This is a genomic window from Nonomuraea endophytica (assembly GCF_014203235.1).
In the GTDB taxonomy this organism is placed as follows: Bacteria; Actinomycetota; Actinomycetes; order Streptosporangiales; family Streptosporangiaceae; genus Nonomuraea; species Nonomuraea endophytica.
In genome coordinates this window covers 1-19,136 of record NZ_JACHIN010000023.1, presented here as the reverse complement: position 1 = coordinate 19,136, position 19,136 = coordinate 1, and the positions used below count along the sequence as shown (strand labels likewise).

The window sequence follows — 19,136 nt, the reverse complement described above, 5'->3', positions numbered from 1 at the left end:
CGATATCTCAGGTCATGGCCGGATACGCAGCCACCTGGTCGCCACGGGCGGCTTGCCCGGACGATGACAGACGACGTTGAACCAGCCGGGGGGCATTCCCGTGACGGCGAACTGCCCTGTTCCGGCCAGCTGCCGGCTCATGGTCATGTGCGGAGTTCGCACATCGACATGACTGCCTTCGCCCGGATACGGCAGGATCTGCCCTGCCACATCGATGAGCCCGTCGTTCACAGTGAGCTCCAGGTCGAAGGTGACGTCGTCGGTGGCGAACCGCACTGTTGTCGGACCTGCCACCCCCCGCACGGTCCGCATGGCGACGCACTCGATGGATGCGGCGGTCACCACATGTGGGATCCGAAGCGAGTAGGCCTCGCTTGCGGCTGCGGATACGTGATTGGGAACGGGATCGTTCCCTGCGGCGAGCCTTAGCGCCGCCAGGAGGTAGTCGTCGTTACTCATTGCACCGTCTCCTCAGGTGAGATCAGGGTGCGCAGTTTTTTTAGGCAGCGTTCTCGACTCGGCCCAATGCTGCCTAATGGAAGCCCGAGCCGAACGGCTGACTGCTGATTACCGACACGGTGCGCCATCAGAGTCAGGAGCGTTCTGCAGGGCTCATTGAGTGAGGAGATGGCCTGCCAGAGCAGGCGGTGGGCATCGGCTTCCAGGATGGCCGCCGCCGGATCCGAATCCTCCGCGATGTCATGCGGGAGCGGAACAAGCTCCCTGCGGAGGACGCGCAGCGCTTCGCGCCTGGCTGTGGTTGTCAGCCAGGCACCCAGTCCGGCGGGATTACGGATGGTGTGGAGGTTTTCGACAAGGCGCAGCCAGGCACCCTGGACGGCATCCGCGGCATCGGCGTCGTTGAGCCCGCAGGCCCGGACGACTGACCACATGCGCGGAGTGAACCTGGCCACGAGTTCGTCCCAGGCCATCCGGTCGTCGTCGGTCGCTGCTGCGAGCAACTCCGCTACCGCACGCGGGTCGCCCATACGACCTCCTTCCGCCCGGACGCTGCGTCACGAAGAGCCCTCACATCGCCCTTCGTGTTGACCTGAGGACTGAGCGTAAACTCTACAGACTCGCGGGAACCACGACTCCCAGATCAGGAATTTGCCGGTCCCCGGCCAAGATCTGACCCGCCGCCTCCGTGGCCGGCGCCTCCCGAGCCAGCGCGGCCACCGCTCCCGCCACCAGAGCCGTGGCAAAGGATGTGCCGCTCCAGGTGGCGTATCCCTCGAAACCCGGATAGCTGCTCGCCAGCCATTCGCCTCTGGCGCAGGCGTCCACCCAGGGTCCGTGGGCGGAGAACGGCGAGCGGTGCTCCTCCCCGGCGTCCAGCGCGCCCACGCCGATCACCGACGGCAGCGCCGCCGGCCAGAAGGGGCGGTCGCAGGCCGTGTTGCCGGCGCAGGCGACCGCCACCGTGTCCGGCAGCGCGCCCAGCGCGTCGGCGAGCATCGGCGGCGGCTGGTCGTCGAAGGTGTGGCCGCCGAACGACAGGTTCAGCACCCCCACGGGCCGCGGCGCCGAGCGCAGCCGGTGCAGGGCCCGCACGATGCCCGCCTCGTCGCCGAGCCCGTCGCCGTCCAGCACCCGGCAGACCTTGAGCGCCACGCCGGGCGCGCGGCGCACCAGGAGTCCGGCGATGAACGTCCCGTGTCCCGCCTGGTTGCCCGTGCTCGCGTCGGCGGCCTCCTTGCCCAGCTCGCCGTACCACTCGGCGCGCGACCACCACGCGTGCGGCGCCACGCCCGTGTCCAGCAGCCCGACCACGACGGGAGAGCGCTCCTCGCCCGGCCTGAACGGCACCGGCTCGGCCGGGAACGGCCGCGAGGCCGGTCCGCCGAAGAACAACGGCTGCCCGGCGAAGACGTGGTTGGGCGAGGCCCGGTGCCCCCGCCCGCGCAGGTCCAGGGCCAGCTCGCACGGATCCACCCCCGGCGTCAAGCGCAGGACGCACACGCCGTCGGCCTCCGCCACGGCCTGCGTCCAGCGGCCGGCCGCCGATGTCGCGCCGCGGTCGACAAGGAGCTGACCTGGCCGGATGAGGGCCTGCCCGGCAGATTGCATGTCCATGAGCGGGTATCTTTCCGCGCCGGGCGCGGTGTCACGTGCCACCGCCGCAACAACTTGGTATGGCCCCCCTCTGGTGTCGGATTGCGACCGACGGTAGTCTCTCCCTAGTCACTTGTGATCATCCTGGGACGAGGCCGTTGGGGAAGGCGCACCTCGTACCGAAACGGGAGGTCCGGTGTCTGCTCGTGGCGTGCTGTACGTCCACTCGGCTCAGCCTGCGCTGTGCCCGCACATTGAATGGGCGGTCGCGGGTATCCTTGGCGTGCCCGTAGACCTGACGTGGACGCCGCAACCCGCCGCGCCCAACTCCGTCCGCGCACAGGCGGAGTGGGAAGGCCATCCGGGCTTCGCCGCGGCCATCGCCTCCTCACTCATGGGCTGGCAGCGGATCCGGTTCGAGTGCACCGAGGACGCCTCGCCCGGCATCGACGGCTCCCGCCACGCCTACACCCCGACCCTCGGCGCCTTCACGGCGGTGATCGGCGCCTCCGGCGACATCATGATCCCGGAGGACCGGCTGCGGGCGGCGATGATGAAGTCCGCGCAGGGCCGTACGGTCCTGGAGGACGAACTCGACCTCCTGCTCGGCCGCCCGTGGGACGAGGAACTCGAACCGTTCCGCTACGCCGGCGACGGCGCCCCGGTCCGCTGGCTCCATGCCGCCGTCTAGGAAGGCCGGAGCAGGCCGGTCAGGGCTTGGTTCAGGGTGGGTGCTGTAACTGGAAGCCCAGCTCGGACGCGAGGTCGCCGTCCCACCCCACCATCCGGTAGGGCCCGCCGCCCGAAAGCCGCCGGGTCACGACGACCACGTCATGACCACGAGCGACCAGATCGGCCGACAGGCTCCGCCCCAGGGCGCCGCTACTCCCGGCCAGGACCCGCTACAGCGGGATGTTCCCGTGGGCCCCTCGTGCCGGAGTGGCCTGGGCGAGGAGCTTGGCGATGGCGCCGCGGGTCTCCTCCGGCTTGATGACCTCGTCGATCACGCCCAGGTCCTGGGCCCGGTCGAGGCCACCCGCGAGCCTCTTGTGCTCCTCGGCCAGCCGCTGCTCCAACTCGGGCCGTTCCTCGTCGGAGGCGGCGGCCAGTTCGCGGCGCTTGAGCACGCGGATGGCGGCCACCGGGCCCATGACGGCGATCTCGGTGGTCGGCCAGGCGAAGACCTTGGTGGCGCCCAGGGCGCGGGAGTTCATGGCGATGTAGGCCCCGCCGTACGCCTTGCGGGTCACGAGAGTCACGCGCGGGACGGAGGCTTCGGCGAAGGCGTGCAGGAGCTTGGCGCCGCGGCGGACCACGCCGTCGTGTTCCTGGCCGACGCCGGGCAGGTAGCCGGGGACGTCCACGAGGACGACCAGCGGCACCCCGAAAGCATCACACATGCGGACGAATCGGGCGGCCTTTTCGGCAGAGGTGGCGTCGAGGCAGCCGCCCAGCCGCAGCGGGTTGTTCGCCACCACGCCTACCGTGCGGCCGCCCAGGCGGCCCAGCGAGGTGACCACGTTCGGCGCCCACTTCGGGTGCAGCTCGACGCCCGGCTCGTCCAGCAGGTCGTTGACCAGCGGCTTGACGTCATAGGCGCGGCGGGGGGACTCCGGCAGCAGCGTGCTGAAGTCCACCTCCTCCACGCTCGACATGCGAACCCGTCCCTGGTGGCCGAGGAGTGAGGCCAGCTCGCGGGCCTTCACGTACGCCTCGGTCTCGGTCTTGGTGACGACGTGCACGACGCCGCTGCGCTTGCTGTGCGGCTCGGGGCCGCCCAGCGCGGCGGCGTCGACGTCCTCGCCGGTGACGCTGCGGACGACGTCCGGGCCGGTTACGAAGATCCGGCCCTGGTCGGCCAGGATGACGATGTCGGTCAGCGCGGGCCCGTAGGCCGCGCCGCCGGCGGCGGCGCCGACCACGACGGAGATCTGCGGGACGACGCCTGAGGCCTTGGTCATCGCGAAGAAGACCCGGCCGACGGCGTGCAGCGACTCGACGCCTTCGGCGAGTCGCGCACCACCGGAGTGCCAGATCCCGAGGACCGGCACCCGCTCACGGACGGCCACGTCGTAGGCGTGCACGATGTGCTCGCAGCCTTCGCTGCCCATCGCGCCGCCCTGGAAGCGGGCGTCACTGCAGAACGCGACGACGGGGACACCCTCGACGCGGCCCATGGCGGCCAGAACGCCGCTCTTGTCCTGAGGAGTGATCAACCGCAGCGAACCCTCGTCGAGGAGTGCGGTGAGACGGACGAAGGGGTCGCGCGGATCAGCGGGCTCCGAATCGGAGCCATGCGTCACCACCCGGTTGTCCAGCACGGTCATCGAGAACTCCTCAGTGCGAAGCGAACACGACGGTCACGTTGTGGCCGCCGAAGCCGAACGAGTTGTTCACCGCGGCGATGTCGCCTTCGGGCAGCGCGCGGTTCTGGCCGTAGACGAGATCCACTTCGATGCCGTCGTCGACGTCGGAGAGGTTGATGGTGGCCGGCACGATGCGGTCGCGCATGGCCTTGATCGTGAAGACGGACTCGATGCCGCCGGCGCCGCCGAGCAGGTGACCGGTCATCGACTTGGTCGAGGTCACCAGCGGGTGGGTGCCGATCGCCTTGGCGATGGCCACGACCTCGCCCACGTCGCCCGCGGGCGTCGAGGTGGCGTGCGCGTTGATGTGCTTGACGTCCAGGCCGCTCACGCCCGCGTCGCCGAGGGCCTGGGTCATCGCCTGGATGATGCCGCGGCCGTCGGGCTCGGGCTGGGTGATGTGGTGGGCGTCGGCGGAGTAGCCGACGCCGGCGGCGTAGGCGTAGACGCGCGCGCCGCGGGCGCGGGCGTGCTCCTCCGACTCCAGGACCACGATGCCGGCGCCCTCGCCGAGCACGAAGCCGTCACGCGCGCGGTCCCAGGGACGCGAGGCGCCCTGCGGGTCGTCGTTGCGCGTGGACATCGCGCGGGCGGCGGCGAACGCGGCGATGTTGAGGCCGTGGATCGCGGCCTCGGTGCCGCCGGCGACGACGACGTCGGCGCGGCCGGAGCGGATCATGTCCATCGCGTAACCGATGGCCTCGGCGCCCGAGGCGCAGGCCGACACCGTGGCGTGCACGCCGGCCTGGGCCTTGAGGTCCAGGCCGATCCACGCGGCGGGGCCGTTGGGCATGAGCATCGGCACGGTGAAGGGCGAAAGGCGGTTCCAGCCCTTCTCCTTCCACGTGTCGTAGGCGGACAGGGTGGTGCTGATGCCGCCGATGCCGCTGGAGACCACGACGCCGAGCCGCTCGGGAGCGATCTCGGGCGCGCCCGCGTCCTGCCACGCCTCACGCGCGGCAACGAGCGCGAACTGCTCGCTGCGGTCGAGCCGCCGGGCTTCGGGCCTGGGCAGGACCTCGGCTGGGTCGACCGCCGCCTTGCCCGCGAACTTCACGGGGACGTGGTCGACCCAGTCCTCGGTGAGAGTCTCCACACCAGACTGACCGGCGAGGAGCGCCGACCAGGTCGAGGTGACGTCTCCACCGACGGGCGTGGTCGCGCCGAGCCCGGTGACGACGACACGTACCCGGTTTGCACTCACGTGTTTACGCTCCTTGTCGATCAGAGGAAGAGGGCGGTTCAGCCCTGGATGTAGGTGAGGACGTCCTTGACCGTCTTCAGGTTCTTGAGCTGGTCGTCGGGGATCTCCACACCGAACTCGTCCTGAGCGGCCACGGCGATCTCGACCATGGACAGGGAGTCGATGTCGAGGTCGTCCACGAAGTTCTTCTCGGGAGTCACGTCCGAGGCCGGGATGCCGGTGATCTCGTTGATGATCTTGCCGAGGCCTTCGAGGATCTCCTGCTCGGTCGCCATGTCGCTACTTCTCCTTCTGAGTTTTCTTGGATTCTGTACGGCAGCGCCGCACAAGCCTTTCGCGTGCCGGTACGGCGGAGCCGTACCGGATCCTACGGAATCTCGATGACCTGACCCGCATAGGTCAGCCCCGCGCCGAACCCGAGCAGCAGGGCGAGCCCGCCGGAGCGGACCTCCCCGCGCTCGATCATGCGCGAGAGCGCCATGGGGACGGAGGCCGCCGAGGTGTTGCCCGCGGTCACGATGTCGCGGGCGATGACCGCGTCAGGGGCGCCGACCTTGCGGGCGATCGCCTCGATGATGCGCAGGTTCGCCTGGTGGGGGACGAAGGCCGACAGATCGGCCGGGTCGACCCCGGCCCGCTCGCAGGCCTCCTTGGCCACCGGGTGCAGAGTCGTGGTCGCCCAGCGGAAAACCGTCTGGCCCTCCTGGCGCAGGAACGTGTCGCGCTCGTCGATGATGATCGCGTCGGACTTGTCACCCGAGCTGCCCCAGACGACGGGGCCGATGCGCGGCACGTCGGACGGGCCCACCACGGCCGCGCCCGCGCCGTCGGCGAAGATCACGGCGGTGGAGCGGTCCGTCCAGTCGACCCACTGGGAGAGCTTCTCCGCGCCGATCACCAGCACGTTGCGCGCGGCGCCGCCGCGGACGGCGGCGCTGGCGGTGGCCAGCGCGTAGCAGAAGCCGGCGCACGCGGCGTTGACGTCGAACGCGCCCGGCGAGCTGATGCCCAGGCGGTGCGCCACGATGGCGGCCGCGTTGGGGATCTGGGTCTCCAGGGTGCAGGTGGCGACGATGACCAGGTCGATCTCGTCGGCCGGCAGGCCGCTGGCCGCGAGGGCCTTGCCGCCGGCCTGGGTGGCCATGTCCTCCAGGGACTCCTCGGCACCGGCGACCCGGCGCTCCTTGATGCCGACCCTGGACTGGATCCACTCGTCGTTGGTGTCCATGGTCTTGGCCAGGTCGTCGTTGGTGACGATGCCGGCGGGCTGGTAGTGGCCGAAGGCCAGAATCCTGGCTCCCGGTGCGGCGTCGGGAATCCTCACTTGATCAGCTCCCTGGCAGCGTCGAGGTCGTCCGGAGTCTTCAGCGCCACGTTCTGAACGCCGCGCATGCCACGCTTGGCCAGCCCGGTCAGCGTGCCGCCGGGCAGCAGCTCGATCAGCGTGGTGACGCCGAGCTCGGTCATCGTGGCCATGCAGGAGTCCCATCTGACGGGGTTGCTCACCTGGTTGATGAGCCGCTCGACGAAGTCGGCGCCACCCGCGACGACCTGTCCGTCGGCGTTCGACAGAAGTTTCACCCGCGGGTCGGCCGGGGTGATCGCGGCGGCGTTCTCGCGCATCGCGGTCACGGCCGAAGCCATGTGGCTGGTGTGGAACGCGCCGGCGACCTTCAGCGGAATGAGCCGGGCGCGCGCCGGCGCCTGCTCCTTCAACGCGGCGAGTTGCTCGAGTGTTCCGCCGGCGACGATCTGGCCGGCGCCGTTGATGTTGGCGGGGGTCAGGCCGTGCTCCTGAAGAGCGGCCAGGACCTCTTCCTTCACGCCGCCCAGGATGGCGGTCATGCCGGTCTCGGTGACGGCGGCGGCCTTGGCCATGGCCTGGGCGCGTACACGGACCAGGTCGAGCGCTTGCTCGGCGCTGAGGACCCCGGCGAGCGCGGCGGCGGCGAACTCGCCGACGCTGTGGCCGGCCAGCAGGTCGGGGCTGGCGCCGAGCGCCTCGGCCGAGGCCAGTGCGGTCGCCACGAGCAGCGGCTGGGCGACGGCGGTGTCCTTGATCTCGTCCTCGCCGGCGGTGGTGCCGTAGGCGATCAGGTCGATGCCCGCGACGTCGGACCACGCGGCCAGGCGGTCGGCGAGTCCGGGCAGCTCAAGCCAGGGTGTGAGGAAGCCGGGTGACTGGGCGCCTTGGCCCGGAGCGACGAGTACAAGCACGAAATCCACCATGCCCTGTAGAGGTTCGACACGCGGATGGAGATCCGTACGAACTTTGTCCACGCGGTTTTGTAGGAACCCTACAGTGGGGGTTACGGCTGCGTTACGTTAGGGCTCGCCAGGTTACCGCGCTCTCCGACAGGCGTCCAAGGATGAGCCCGACCTGCAGCGTAAAGGCCGATCTGCCCTCGGTCGGCTGGTATCCGGTGAGTTCGGTGATCTTCTTCAGCCGGTATCGGACGGTGTTGGGGTGGACGAACAGCAGCCTGGCCGTCGCCTCCAGCGAGGTGCCCTGTTCGAGGTAGGTGGCGAGGGTGTCGAGCAGCGGCGTGCCGGCCAGCGGCAGGTAGACGTTCTCCACCAGCTGCCGCCTGGCGTCGTCGTCGCCGTCGAGCGCGCGTTCCGCGAGCAGGTCCTCGGCGTGTACGGGCCGCGGCGCGTCCGGCCAGCCCGACGAGGCCTTGAGCCCGGCCAGCGCGGCGCTCGCCGAACGGGCGGCGGCGTGCAGGTCCGGCACCTCGGGGCCGATCACGATCGGGCCCTCGCCGAAGCGGGCCACGACCGGCCTGGCCGCCTCCTCGACGCCCTCGGCGCCGCCCACGATCACGATCAGCCGGTCGGCCTGCACCCCGGCGAGCAGGTCCATGCCGATGCGGCGGCCCTTCTCGCGCAGCCCGTCGATCACCGCGCGCGGGTCGCCCTCGGGGGCGCGCCCGGCGATGACGACGACCGGGGACGAGGTCCAGCCGAGCGCGGCGGCCCAGGAGTGGAGGCCGTCGTCGACCTCGCCGCGCACCAGGGCGTCGACGATCAGCGCCTCCAGGCGGGAGTCCCAGGAGCCGCGGGCCTCGGCCTCACGGGCGTAGACGTGGGCGGCGGCGAAGGCCACGTCCCGCGTGTAGCGGAGCATGGCCTGCTGGAGCTGGTCCTCGCCGCCGGGGGCGGCCAGCTGGTCGGTCTGCGTCTCGACGACCTCGACCACGGCCCTGATGATGTCGACCGTCTGCTGGAGCGAGATGACCCGCTTGAGCTCGCGCGGAGCCGTACCGAAGAACTCGATGCTGGGGGTGGGGCGTTTCTCGTCGGCGTGCTGGAACCACTCGACGAAGGCGGCGATGCCCGCCTGCGCCACCAGCCCGACCCAGGAGCGGTCCTCAGCGCTGAGCGCGCGGAACCAGGGCAGCCGGTCGTCCATGCGCGCCATGGCCGCGGTGCCGAGGGCGCCCATCGCGCGCTCGAGCCGCCGTGTGGTGTCTTCCCGGGTCGTCACCCTTCTAGGGTGCCAGGTCGGTTCAGATGACCGCGACGGCGGTGATCAGGCCGATCGCCAGATGGGTCACCGCCAGCAGGCGCGCGCCGGGCTGTAGCTCCGGCTCCTTGACCAGCTCACGCACCTCGATGCCGACAATCTTGTCGAACACCAGCATCGCCACCGTCTGTACGGCGATGCCGACCAGGCCGAAGACCGCGGTGGTGGCCAGGCCCTCGACGAGGCGGCCGCCCGAGGCCCAGATGGAGGCCGCCACGATGAGGCCCACCGCCGCCAGGCCCGAGGTGGTCAGGAGGGTGGCGTTGGGGTTGCGGTCGGTCTTGATGATCTTGCTCAGCTTGCCGGGGATGGCCAGGTCGATGACGTAGAAGCCGACGATCATCAAGATGACGCCGAGCGCGGCGTAGGAGGCGATGAATCCGGCGCCGCGGGCGAGGGTTTCGAGAAGGGTCACGTCAGCTCGCTATCCGATGAGGTACGAAGGAGGAGGTGTCGTCGGTGATGTAGCCGGTGGTCTCCCGGATGCCCAGGCCCGCCGACTCGTCGGCGACGACCCAGGCGCCCAGCACGGGACGCTGGCCGTCGAAGACGGGCAGGGCCTCGAAGCCCTGGTAGACGTAGCCTTCGGCGCCGTAGGTCCCGGTGGTCTCCTGGCCGCCCGTCGGGGTCACGATGCGCATCGAGGCGCCTTCCCTGCCGAGCAGCGGCTTGGCGATGTAGGACGACATCTCGCGCGGCCCGTCGAGGTAGGCCGGCAGCAGGTTGGGGTGGCCGGGGTAGAGCTCCCACAGGAGCGCCAGCAGCGCCTTGTTCGACAACAGGGTCTTCCACAGGGGCTCGATCCAGGTGGCGTGCCGTACCGCGTGCCTGCCGAAGTCGTCGGCCAGCATCCACTCCCACGGATACAGTTTGAACGCCGACCGGATCCACCGCTGCTCCAGGTCCACGAAGCGGCGGCCGGCGTCGTCCCAGCCGATGTCCTCCATGGCGATCGCGACGGTGGCACGTCCGGCCTGCTCGGCGGTCTCCTGCAGGTAGGCCAGCGTCATGGCCTCCTCGCCCGTCTCGTCCCTGTTGGTCCAGGCGAAGTGGGTGGGGCCGGGCGGCAGCCGTAGCTCCTTCCAGCGGTCGATGAGCCGCTCGTGGACGGAGTTCCACTGGTCGTCGTCGGGGTGGGTGTCCTTCAGCCAGAACCACTGCACCACCGACGACTCCACCAGCGAGGTGGGCGTGTCGGCGTTGTACTCCAGCAGCTTGGCCGGGCCCGTCCCGTCGTAGCGCAGGTCGAAGCGGGCGTACAGGTGATCGTCACGCCGCTCCCACGAGCGGGCGACCTCCTCGTGCGCCCACTCGGGAATGGCGAAGTCGGCGTAGCGGCCGGTCGAGACCACGTGCTCGACCGCGCGCAGGCACATCTGGTGGAGCTCCTCGACCTGCGACTCCAGCTCCAGGACCTCGTCCATGGTGAAGACGTAGTGGGCGGACTCGTCCCAGTAGGGCCGGCTCAGTCCGGCCGGGTGCGCGGCCCGGTGGTAGGCCAGGCCCTGGCTCTCGATCGTCTTCTCCCACCCGTCGCGGGGCGTGCCCGTCTCGCGTCGCACCGCGTCAGCCTCCCACCGTCGTACGCCCGCCGGAGCCGTCGCGCGAGATCCGGCCCGGCTTGTCGTCCTCGTGGACGGTCACGGGCGACCGCTCGTACACCCGCTGTCCACAGGCCCCGAGCGTCAGCGCCGAAAGCGTGGCCACCGCGCCGATCGGGACGTTCTGGGAGGCCGGGCGCCCGGTCACCTCAACTGCCCCCGCTCCAGCGGCTGCCGAAGCCGCCGCGCTGGATGGACTTGCCGTCGCGGCTGCTGATCGTGACGTTGGAGGGCCGGATCGTGCTGCCGCCGTGGACCAGGGCGCCGTTGCGGGTGCCGCCGTAGTACCAGTGGTAGGCGCGGTAGGCGCCGCCCGACGAGTAGTGGTCGTCGTCGCAGTAGTCGTCGTCCACGACCTCGAAGGAGCCGCTGTTCAGGCTGGTTGCCTCGACGCAGTCGGCGGTCACGTCGTCGTCGCCCTGAGCCGCGCAGTAGCCGACCACCACGACCGACACGATGCCGATCACGGTCAGTGTGATCACCTTGGAGGATTTACCTGAGCGGGCGGCTGGCGGGGCGGTCATCGAACTCCAGATCTATGGTGGCCAGTAAGCCTATCGATGCTGTTTGTCCGCTTCAATCTCTATAAGTCATCGCTTTCAAAACGCTTGAGCCCCAGGTTGGGGTATTTGTCTACCCATGGAACCGGTGCAGGCCCTACGGGACATCGCCTTTCTGCTGGAGCGCGCGGGCGAGCCGACCTATCGCGTGCGCGCCTTCCGCCGCGCCGCCGCCGTCGTCGCCGACCTGCCCCCCGACGAGCTGGTACGGCTGGCCGAGTCGGGAGCCCTCGCCGGCCTTCCCGGCATCGGCAAGGTCACCGCGCTGGCCGTCACCGAGGCGCTCGCCGGGCAGACGCCCACCTACCTGAGGCGTCTGCAGGCCACCGAGGGCAGCGACCTGGACGCCGACACCGCCGCCCTGCGCGCCGCGCTCAAAGGCGACCTGCACAGCCACTCCGACTGGTCCGACGGCGGCTCGCCGGTCGAGGAGATGGCGGCCGCGGCCAAGTCGCTCGGCCACGAGTACCTGGCGCTGACCGACCACTCGCCCCGCCTCGCCATCGCCAACGGCCTGTCGCCGGCCCGGCTGAAGCGCCAGCTCGACCTGGTGGCCCGGCTCAACGAGGAGCTCGCGCCGTTTCGCGTGCTGACCGGCATCGAGGTGGACATCAACCCCGACGGCACCCTCGACCAGGAGCCCGAGCTGCTGGAGCGGCTGGACGTCGTGGTGGCCAGCGTGCACTCCAAGCTGCGCATGAACCGCTACGAGATGACCCGCAGGATGGTCACCGCCATCGCCAACCCGAACGTGGACGTGCTCGGCCACTGCACGGGCCGGATCGTCAAGGCCGGGACCAAGCGGGGCGGGCTGCGGCCGGAGTCGGAGTTCGACGCGGAGCTGGTGTTCGAGGCGTGCAGGCAGTTCGGGGTGGCGGTGGAGATCAACTCGCGGCCCGACCGGCTGGACCCGCCCAAGCGGCTGATGCGGCAGGCGTACGAGTGGGGGTGTCTGTTCTCGATCGACTCCGACGCGCACGCGCCCGGTCAGCTCGACTGGCAGCGGTTCGGGTGTGAGCGGGCGGCGCTGTGCGGGATCGAGCCCGAGCGCATCGTCAACACGTGGCCGCTGGATCGGCTGCTGTCCACCTGGCGGTGAGGACAGAAGAACCTGCCCCACGTGCGGAAACCCCGTGTTTGTCGGTGCTGCGGCGTAGCGTCGAGATCGTGAACCGGACTGATCGGCTCTACGCCCTGGTTGAAGACCTGCGCGCGATCGCCCCCAGATCCCGTTCGGCGAGGGAGCTGGCCAAGCGGTTCGAGGTGAGCGCGCGCACCATCGAGCGCGACATCCTGGCGCTGCAGGAGTCCGGCGTGCCCATCTTCGCCTCGACCGGCCGCAAGGGCGGCTACGCGATCGACAAGAAGATGTCGCTGCCGCCGCTCAACTTCAGCCCGTCGGAGGCCGTCGCGATAGCCGTGGCGTTAAGCCGCGCCGGTGACGACCAGCCCTTCGCCCAGCAGGCCCGCAGCGCGCTGCGCAAGGTCGTGGCCGCCATGCCGGGGCCCGAGGGCGAGCTGGCCAGGGAGCTGGCCCGGCGGGTGCGGCTGATGGCGCCCGCCGACCCGCCCGAGGAGATCCTGCCGCTCGGCGGCGAGGGCGTCTCGCGCGCCATCGAGGACGCGCTGCTGCGCCGGCGCGTGCTCAGCCTCGACTACGTCGACAAGAAGGGCGCCCTGACCACCCGTGAGGTGGAGCCGGGGGTGTTCCTGGGCGGCCGGGGCGGCTTCTGGTATCTGGTGGCCTGGTGCAGGCTCCGCGACGACGTACGGGTCTTCCGCCTCGACCGCATCTCGGCCGCCTCGGTCACGACGGAGAAGGCGCCGGAGCGGCCGCTCGAAGGCTTCGACACGGACGTGCCGGAGATGCTCGTCCGAGGCACGGTGATCGATTAATCATTCGAAAACACCGACATAGGGTTGTCGCCCCCATGATTTATCGTTGTCTTGTTCGAAAGACAGAGGAGGACAACGTGGATAACACCGTCACCTGGTTCGAGGTGGCCACCGACGACCCCGACGGAGCAGAGCGCTTCTACGGCGGGCTGTTCGGATGGACGTTCACGCCCGGCGGGGGCGACGCGATGGACTACCGCATGATCAGCTCCGCCGGGGCCGAGCGGCCCTCCGGCGGCCTGTTCAACACCAAGGGCGACTTCCCCGCCCACGCGGTCTTCCACGTCCAGGTCGCCGACGTCGAGGCCGCCTGCGCTCAGGCCGAGTCGCTGGGCGGCAAGGTCGTCACCAAGGTCATCGACGACGGCATGGGCACCGACTTCGCCTACCTGCGGGACACCTCGGGCAACCAGTTCGGGGTGTTCCGCCAGAGGGGCTGACGCGACGGCCGGGCATTCCGCGGCGCTTCCCCCGCCGCCCCGCCCGGCCGGCCGCGCCGGTCACCACCCGCCCTGGGCACGCCGCCTCCCGCCGAACGGCGGCGCGCCCAGGGCCATGCGCTACCGCTCGCAGGTCGCGTTCTTCTGCGGGACCGTGCCCTGCAGCAGATAGCCGTCCACGATGCCCTTGACGCACTGGCTGCCCGACAGGTAGGCCCCGTGCCCCTCACCCGTGTAGGTGACGAGCGTGGCGGTCTTGAGCTGCTCGGTGAGCTTGGGCGCCCACTCGTACGGCGTCGCCGGGTCGCCCTTCCCGCCCACCACCAGGATGGGCCCCGACCCGGTGGCGTCCACGTGCCTGGCCTCGTCGCTGCCCGCCACCGGCCAGATCGAGCAGAGCTGCCCGGCCCCCGCGCTCCCGAACAGCGGCGAGATCTTCAGCGCCGCCGCCTCGGTCCGGTCCAGCGTCGCCGCGTCCGGGCGCTCCGCGCTGTCGACGCAGGTGATGGCGGGGAAGCTGGTCATCTGGGTGGTGTACTTGCCGTCGGGCGTGCGGCCCGTGTAGGAGTCGGCGAGGTACATGAGCGCCTCGCCCTCGCCCTTCATGGCCTGGCTGACCGCGGTCTCCAGGAAGGGCCAGGTCAGCTCGGAGTAGAGCGCCGCGGCCACGCCGGTCGAGGCCAGGCCCTGGGTGAGGTCGCGGTCGCCGACCTTGATCGGCTTCTCCGACAGCTCGGTCATGAGCCGGTCCACGTTCTTGTTGCCCGCCTCGACGCTGCCGCCGATCTCGCAGCCCTCCTTCACGCACGCCTTCAGGAAGCTCTCGTACGCCTTCTGGAATCCGGCGGTCTGCACGAGGGTGCGCTGTTCGAAGGTGACGGTCGGGTCGAGGGGCGCGTCCAGGACCATCCGGCCGACGTTCTTGGGGAACAGGGTGGCGTAGACGCCGCCGAGGAGCGTGCCGTACGACATGCCGAGGTAGTTGAGCTGCGCGTCGCCGAGCGAGGCGCGCATGCGGTCCATGTCGCGGGCGGCGCTGACGGTGCCGACGAACGGCAGGATCTTGCCGGAGTCCTGTTCGCACAGGCTGGCGAACTTCTTGTTGGCCTTCTGGCTGGCCGCGGTCGTCTCCGCGTTGGCGGGCAGCGTGTTCATGGAGGTGAACGTGTCCATCTCCGCGCTGTCGCCGCAGCGCACGCCGGAGCTGCGCTCGACGCCGCGGGGATCGAAGCTGACCAGGTCGTAGCGGGCGCTCAGGGTGCCGAACGACTTGGCCGCCTGGGCCAGCGTGTCGACGCCGGAGCCGCCGGGGCCGCCGAAGTTGAACAGGAGCGAGCCGATCCGGTTGGCTTTGTCGGTGGCCGGGACGCGGATCATCGCGATGTCCAGCTTGTCGCCGTCCGGCTTGGCGTAGTCGAGCGGGACGGACAGTTTGCCGCACTGCTGGGTGGCGTCTTCCTTGGCGGGCGGCTGGCCATCGGGACGGACGATGTCCGTGCAGGCACCCCAGTTGATCTTCTCCGGGGGCGCGACGGCCTGCGGTTCCGCGGTGCTGGTACAGGACGTGGCCAGCACGGAGAACGTGACGACGGCAAGAACACGGCGCATATAAGGCATTCCCCTCGTGTCGCAAGGGGGAAGTAGAGCCCACAATACGCGAAAAAGGAGAGGCGGCACGCACCCCTCCTGAACGTGCCGCCTCATCTTCTCTCACGAAGGTGACGGCCGAATATGACGGCGCTCCCGGGAAAAAATTTCCCGGGAGCGCCAGATCGTCGTCAGACGCCCATGGACTCGGCGTCGTTGCTCTCCGCGCCACCGGCCTCGGTGACGCCGTTCTTCAGGTGGTAGCGGGCGATCGCCTCGCGCAGCACCTCGCCGTCGAGCTCGCCGCGCTTGACGAGCCGCGTGAGCACGGCCAGCGTGATCGAGGCCGCGTCCACGTGGAAGTGGCGGCGCAGCGCCGAGCGCGTGTCGGACAGCCCGAACCCGTCGGTGCCCAGCGAGCTCCAGTCACCCGGCACCCACTGCGCGATCTGGTCCTGCACGGCCTTCATGTAGTCGCTGACGCCCACGAACGGCCCCTGCGCCCCGGACAGCTTCTGCGTGACGTACGGCACGCGCTGCTCGGCGTCCGGGTTGAGCAGGTTGTGCTCCTCGCAGGCCAGCGCGTCGCGGCGTAGCTCCGTCCAGGAGGTCGCCGACCAGACGTCGGCCGACACGCCCCACTCCTCGGCCAGCAGGCGCTGGGCCTCCATGGCCCACGGCCCCGCCACGCCCGAGGACAGGATGTTGGCCTTCGGCCCCTGCGTCTGCGGCCCCTCGGCGAACTTGTAAAGCCCCTTGAGCAGCCCCTCGATGTCGAGGTTCGCCGGCTCGGCGGGCTGGATGTAGGGCTCGTTGTAGACGGTGAGGTAGTAGAAGACGTTCTCCTGCTCCTCGCCGTACATCCGGCGCAGACCCTCCTTGACGATGTACGCGGTCTCGTAGGCCCAGCTCGGGTCGTAGGAGACGGCGGCCGGGTTCGTCGAGGCGATGAGCGGCGTGTGGCCGTCCTCGTGCTGCAGGCCCTCGCCGTTCAGCGTGGTGCGGCCGGCGGTGGCGCCCAGCAGGAAGCCGCGCGTCATCTGGTCGGCCATCTGCCACATCTGGTCGCCGGTGCGCTGCCAGCCGAACATGGAGTAGAAGATGTAGATCGGGATCATGTGCTCGCCGTGCGTGGCGTACGACGTGCCGACCGCCGTGGCCGAGGCCATCGAACCGGCCTCGTTGATGCCCTCGTGCAGGATCTGGCCCTGCTCCGACTCCTTGTAGGACAGCAGCAGCTCCCGGTCCACGGCCTCGTAGGTCTGGCCGTGCGGGTTGTAGATCTTGGCGCTCGGGAACATGGCGTCCATGCCGAACGTGCGCGCCTCGTCCGGGATGATCGGCACGAACCGCTTGCCGATCTCCTTGTCGCGCATGAGGTCCTTGAGCAGGCGGACGAAGGCCATCGTGGTGGCCACCTGCTGCTTGCCCGAACCCTTGGAGAACTGCTGGTAGACCTCGTCGCCGGGCAGCCTGACCGGCTTGGCGCGCAGGACCCGCTTGGGCAGCACCCCGCCGAGCGCCGCGCGGCGCTCCTTCATGTACTCGATCTCCGGGTCGTTCTCGCCCGGGTGGAAGTACGGCGGCAGGTCGCCTTCCAGGGCCGAGTCCGGGATCGGCAGATACAGCCGATCCCGGAACTCCTTGAGCTCGGCCTTGGTCATCTTCTTCATCTGGTGCGTGGCGTTGCGCGCCTCGAAGTCCTTGCCGAGAGTCCAGCCCTTGATGGTCTGGGCCAGGATGACCGTCGGCTGGCCGACGTGCTCGCGGGCCGCCTTGAACGCCGCGTAGACCTTGCGGTAGTCGTGGCCGCCGCGCGACAGCTTGCGGATGTCGTCGTCGGTCAGGTGCTCGACCATCTTGCGCAGGCGCGGGTCGCCGCCGAAGAAGTGCTCGCGGATGTACTCGCCCGACTCGACCGAGTACGTCTGGAACTGGCCGTCAGGCGTCGTGTTCATCTGGTTGACCAGCACGCCGTCGACGTCGGCGGCCAGCAGCGGGTCCCAGTCGCGGCCCCAGACGACCTTGATGACGTTCCAGCCGGCGCCGCGGAAGTACGACTCCAGCTCCTGGATGATCTTGCCGTTGCCGCGTACCGGGCCGTCGAGGCGCTGCAGGTTGCAGTTGATGACGAACGTGAGGTTGTCGAGCTCCTCGCGCGCGGCCAGGCCGATCGCGCCGAGCGACTCGGGCTCGTCCATCTCGCCGTCGCCCAGGAAGGCCCAGACGTGGCTGCGGCTGGTGTCCTTGATCTGGCGGTTGAGCAGGTAGCGGTTGAACCGTGCCTGGTAGATCGCGCTGATCGGGCCCAGACCCATGGAGACCGTCGGGAACTCCCAGAAGTCCGGCATGAGCCGCGGGTGCGGGTAGGAGGGCAGGCCGTGGAAGCCGTGGCTCAGCTCCTGGCGGAACGCGTCGAGCTGGGCCTCGTTGAGCCGGCCCTCCAGGAAGGCGCGGGCGTAGATGCCCGGCGCGGCGTGTCCCTGGAAGAAGACCTGGTCGCCCGACTCGCCGTGGTCCTTGCCGCGGAAGAAGTGGTTGAAGCCCACCTCGTACAGGGAGGCGGCCGAGGCGTAGGTGGCGATGTGGCCGCCCACGTTGGTGCGCGCGTTGGCACGGGAGACCATGACCGCCGCGTTCCACCGGATGTAAGCCCGGATGCGGCGCTCGACGTGCTCGTCGCCGGGGAACCAGGGTTCGCGCTCCGGCGGGATCGTGTTGAGGTAGTCGGTGCTGCGCAGGCCCGGCACGCCGACCTGGTGCTCGCGGGCGCGCTCCAGCATGCGGAGCATCAGGTAGCGGGCGCGGGTGCGGCCCTCCGCCTTGACGACGTTGTCGAGCGACTCGAGCCACTCGTTGGTCTCGCTGGGGTCGACATCAGGCAGCTGGCTGGGTAGGCCGTCGCTGATGATCGAGAAACGCTGGCGTCCGGAAGCCACTGGGTCTCGCCTTCCGAGGTCTGATGTCTGGGTCGTGGGTCGCCTTCCATCCTGGTCGCTTGCCGTAGAAAGTGCATCTCTACTCACGAGTAACCAGGACGTCCCTGCTGGCAGGGACCCAAGGGGTGGCCTAGACCACCGATGGTAGGACGAATCGCCACCACAGGTTACATCGGCATGCCAATTTAACAAGACTAGAAAAGCTACGAGATTTCCCGATTTGCCACCCCGATTCGGTATGGCCCTCACCGGGTATCCGCGCAGAGCTTAGAACACCCCCTTTCCGGTCCGCCGCCCGCCCAAAACCAACACCGTGGTGGTGGACGCACCCTTCCTGTCTACCCCTGGGAGATAGCGCGAGCCTGGGGAACCACTGGTGCCCCGATCAGGCCCCCCCTCGAACCCCCACAACCGGTCCGACGTCCCACCCCAACCCCCCGCACGCACCGCGCCCCCACGCACCCCGCCCCCGCGCGCACCCCGCCCCCGCGCGCACCCCGCCCCCGCGCGCGCCGCGCCCTCCGCGCGAACCCGCGCCCCCGCGCGATCCCAGCGCCCCCGCACGCGGCGCTCCTCCGGCACGTGCCGCGCCTCCCGCTCGCCGCGCTCCCCGCGTCCGCCGCGCTCCCACGCGCGGGGCGGGCCCACGCGCCGAGCCCCTGCGGGCGCTGTGCGCCGGGCGCGACCCCACGTGCGGGCTGGGCGCCGCGCGCAGGGCCCGCCACCCCCACGTGCGCGGCGGGCGAGGCGCGTCGCGCCACCCCTGCGCTTGTCAGGCGCCGCGTCGGTGAGATGGGGTACGGCGGAGCCCGGCGCCCCTGTACGGCGCCCAGTCGGCCCACCGAAGCCCCGGGAGCCAGCTTGGGCAGCTAGATGGTTGATTCCAAGGGCTGAGGTTCGTTGATCGGCTGCGGGCATGCAGTGAGGGTGTCCAAGATCTGTTTGTGACGACAGAACTGAAC

General features: G+C 70.0%; 19 protein-coding genes. 4 read left to right on the top strand and 15 right to left on the bottom strand.

What is annotated here, in order from left to right:
• Positions 1-12: 12 nt before the first annotated feature.
• The 3 genes from HNR40_RS48985 to HNR40_RS48975 all read right to left on the bottom strand — a co-directional run bounded on the left by HNR40_RS48985 (position 13) and on the right by HNR40_RS48975 (position 2,076).
• A complete protein-coding gene (locus tag HNR40_RS48985; protein ID WP_184974364.1) occupies positions 13-459 on the bottom strand; it encodes a hypothetical protein in 447 nt (148 codons plus the stop codon).
• Entirely contained in the window at positions 456-989 is a 534-nt protein-coding gene (locus tag HNR40_RS48980) for an RNA polymerase sigma factor (RefSeq protein WP_184974362.1), read from the bottom strand. The genes HNR40_RS48985 and HNR40_RS48980 overlap by 4 nt, the downstream gene beginning before the upstream one ends.
• Positions 990-1,071: 82 nt before the next feature.
• Positions 1,072-2,076: a S8 family peptidase gene (locus tag HNR40_RS48975; RefSeq protein ID WP_184974360.1), complete on the bottom strand. Its 1,005-nt coding sequence runs from the start codon at positions 2,074-2,076 to the stop codon at positions 1,072-1,074.
• A gap of 175 nt (positions 2,077-2,251) precedes the next feature.
• Here HNR40_RS48975 and HNR40_RS48970 point away from each other — a divergent pair, with 175 nt between their 5' ends.
• A complete protein-coding gene (locus HNR40_RS48970) occupies positions 2,252-2,746 on the top strand; it encodes a DUF3145 domain-containing protein (RefSeq protein ID WP_184974358.1) in 495 nt (164 codons plus the stop codon).
• A gap of 211 nt (positions 2,747-2,957) precedes the next feature.
• Here the strand turns inward: HNR40_RS48970 and HNR40_RS48965 are convergent, their stop codons facing one another.
• From HNR40_RS48965 to HNR40_RS48920, 10 genes are all read right to left on the bottom strand, one after another.
• Positions 2,958-4,382, bottom strand: coding sequence for an acyl-CoA carboxylase subunit beta (locus HNR40_RS48965; RefSeq protein ID WP_184974356.1), 1,425 nt, complete (start codon positions 4,380-4,382; stop codon positions 2,958-2,960).
• 10 nt (positions 4,383-4,392) lie between these two features.
• Positions 4,393-5,625: a beta-ketoacyl-ACP synthase II gene (fabF, locus tag HNR40_RS48960; RefSeq protein ID WP_184974354.1), complete on the bottom strand. Its 1,233-nt coding sequence runs from the start codon at positions 5,623-5,625 to the stop codon at positions 4,393-4,395.
• A 38-nt stretch (positions 5,626-5,663) separates the two neighbouring features.
• Positions 5,664-5,900, bottom strand: a complete 237-nt coding sequence (locus tag HNR40_RS48955) for an acyl carrier protein (RefSeq protein ID WP_184974352.1) — start codon at positions 5,898-5,900, stop codon at positions 5,664-5,666.
• A 92-nt stretch (positions 5,901-5,992) separates the two neighbouring features.
• Positions 5,993-6,949, bottom strand: coding sequence for a beta-ketoacyl-ACP synthase III (locus HNR40_RS48950; RefSeq protein WP_184974350.1), 957 nt, complete (start codon positions 6,947-6,949; stop codon positions 5,993-5,995).
• Positions 6,946-7,842 carry an ACP S-malonyltransferase gene (locus HNR40_RS55775; RefSeq protein ID WP_184974348.1) on the bottom strand — a complete coding sequence of 299 codons (897 nt, stop codon included), beginning with the start codon at positions 7,840-7,842 and terminating at the stop codon, positions 6,946-6,948. The genes HNR40_RS48950 and HNR40_RS55775 overlap by 4 nt, the downstream gene beginning before the upstream one ends.
• 103 nt (positions 7,843-7,945) lie before the next feature.
• Entirely contained in the window at positions 7,946-9,070 is a 1,125-nt protein-coding gene (locus tag HNR40_RS48940) for a PucR family transcriptional regulator (RefSeq protein WP_184974587.1), read from the bottom strand.
• A 64-nt stretch (positions 9,071-9,134) separates the two neighbouring features.
• A complete protein-coding gene (locus HNR40_RS57695) occupies positions 9,135-9,566 on the bottom strand; it encodes a DUF350 domain-containing protein (protein WP_184974346.1) in 432 nt (143 codons plus the stop codon).
• A gap of 1 nt (position 9,567) precedes the next feature.
• Positions 9,568-10,713, bottom strand: coding sequence for a glutathionylspermidine synthase family protein (locus tag HNR40_RS48930; RefSeq protein WP_184974344.1), 1,146 nt, complete (start codon positions 10,711-10,713; stop codon positions 9,568-9,570).
• A 4-nt stretch (positions 10,714-10,717) separates the two neighbouring features.
• The gene (locus HNR40_RS48925; RefSeq protein WP_184974342.1) at positions 10,718-10,900 is read right to left on the bottom strand and encodes a hypothetical protein; all 183 of its coding nucleotides are present in this window, start codon (positions 10,898-10,900) and stop codon (positions 10,718-10,720) included.
• Between the two features lies 1 nt (position 10,901).
• Positions 10,902-11,234 carry a hypothetical protein gene (locus tag HNR40_RS48920; protein WP_312896823.1) on the bottom strand — a complete coding sequence of 111 codons (333 nt, stop codon included), beginning with the start codon at positions 11,232-11,234 and terminating at the stop codon, positions 10,902-10,904.
• 157 nt (positions 11,235-11,391) lie between these two features.
• On the opposite strand from HNR40_RS48920, the gene HNR40_RS48915 reads away from it, so the two are divergent.
• From HNR40_RS48915 to HNR40_RS48905, 3 genes are all read left to right on the top strand, one after another.
• Positions 11,392-12,411: a PHP domain-containing protein gene (locus tag HNR40_RS48915; protein ID WP_184974338.1), complete on the top strand. Its 1,020-nt coding sequence runs from the start codon at positions 11,392-11,394 to the stop codon at positions 12,409-12,411.
• A 68-nt stretch (positions 12,412-12,479) separates the two neighbouring features.
• The gene (locus HNR40_RS48910) at positions 12,480-13,208 is read left to right on the top strand and encodes a helix-turn-helix transcriptional regulator (protein WP_184974336.1); all 729 of its coding nucleotides are present in this window, start codon (positions 12,480-12,482) and stop codon (positions 13,206-13,208) included.
• A 77-nt stretch (positions 13,209-13,285) separates the two neighbouring features.
• A complete protein-coding gene (locus tag HNR40_RS48905; RefSeq protein WP_221341756.1) occupies positions 13,286-13,648 on the top strand; it encodes a VOC family protein in 363 nt (120 codons plus the stop codon).
• 120 nt (positions 13,649-13,768) lie between these two features.
• On the opposite strand, the gene HNR40_RS48900 is transcribed toward HNR40_RS48905, so the two are convergent.
• Positions 13,769-15,256 (bottom strand): alpha/beta hydrolase, encoded by a 1,488-nt coding sequence (locus tag HNR40_RS48900; RefSeq protein ID WP_184974332.1) that lies wholly within the window; start codon positions 15,254-15,256, stop codon positions 13,769-13,771.
• Positions 15,257-15,426: 170 nt separating this feature from the next.
• Positions 15,427-18,174 (bottom strand): pyruvate dehydrogenase (acetyl-transferring), homodimeric type, encoded by a 2,748-nt coding sequence (gene aceE / locus HNR40_RS48895; RefSeq protein WP_184974331.1) that lies wholly within the window; start codon positions 18,172-18,174, stop codon positions 15,427-15,429.
• Positions 18,175-19,136: the final 962 nt, after the last annotated feature.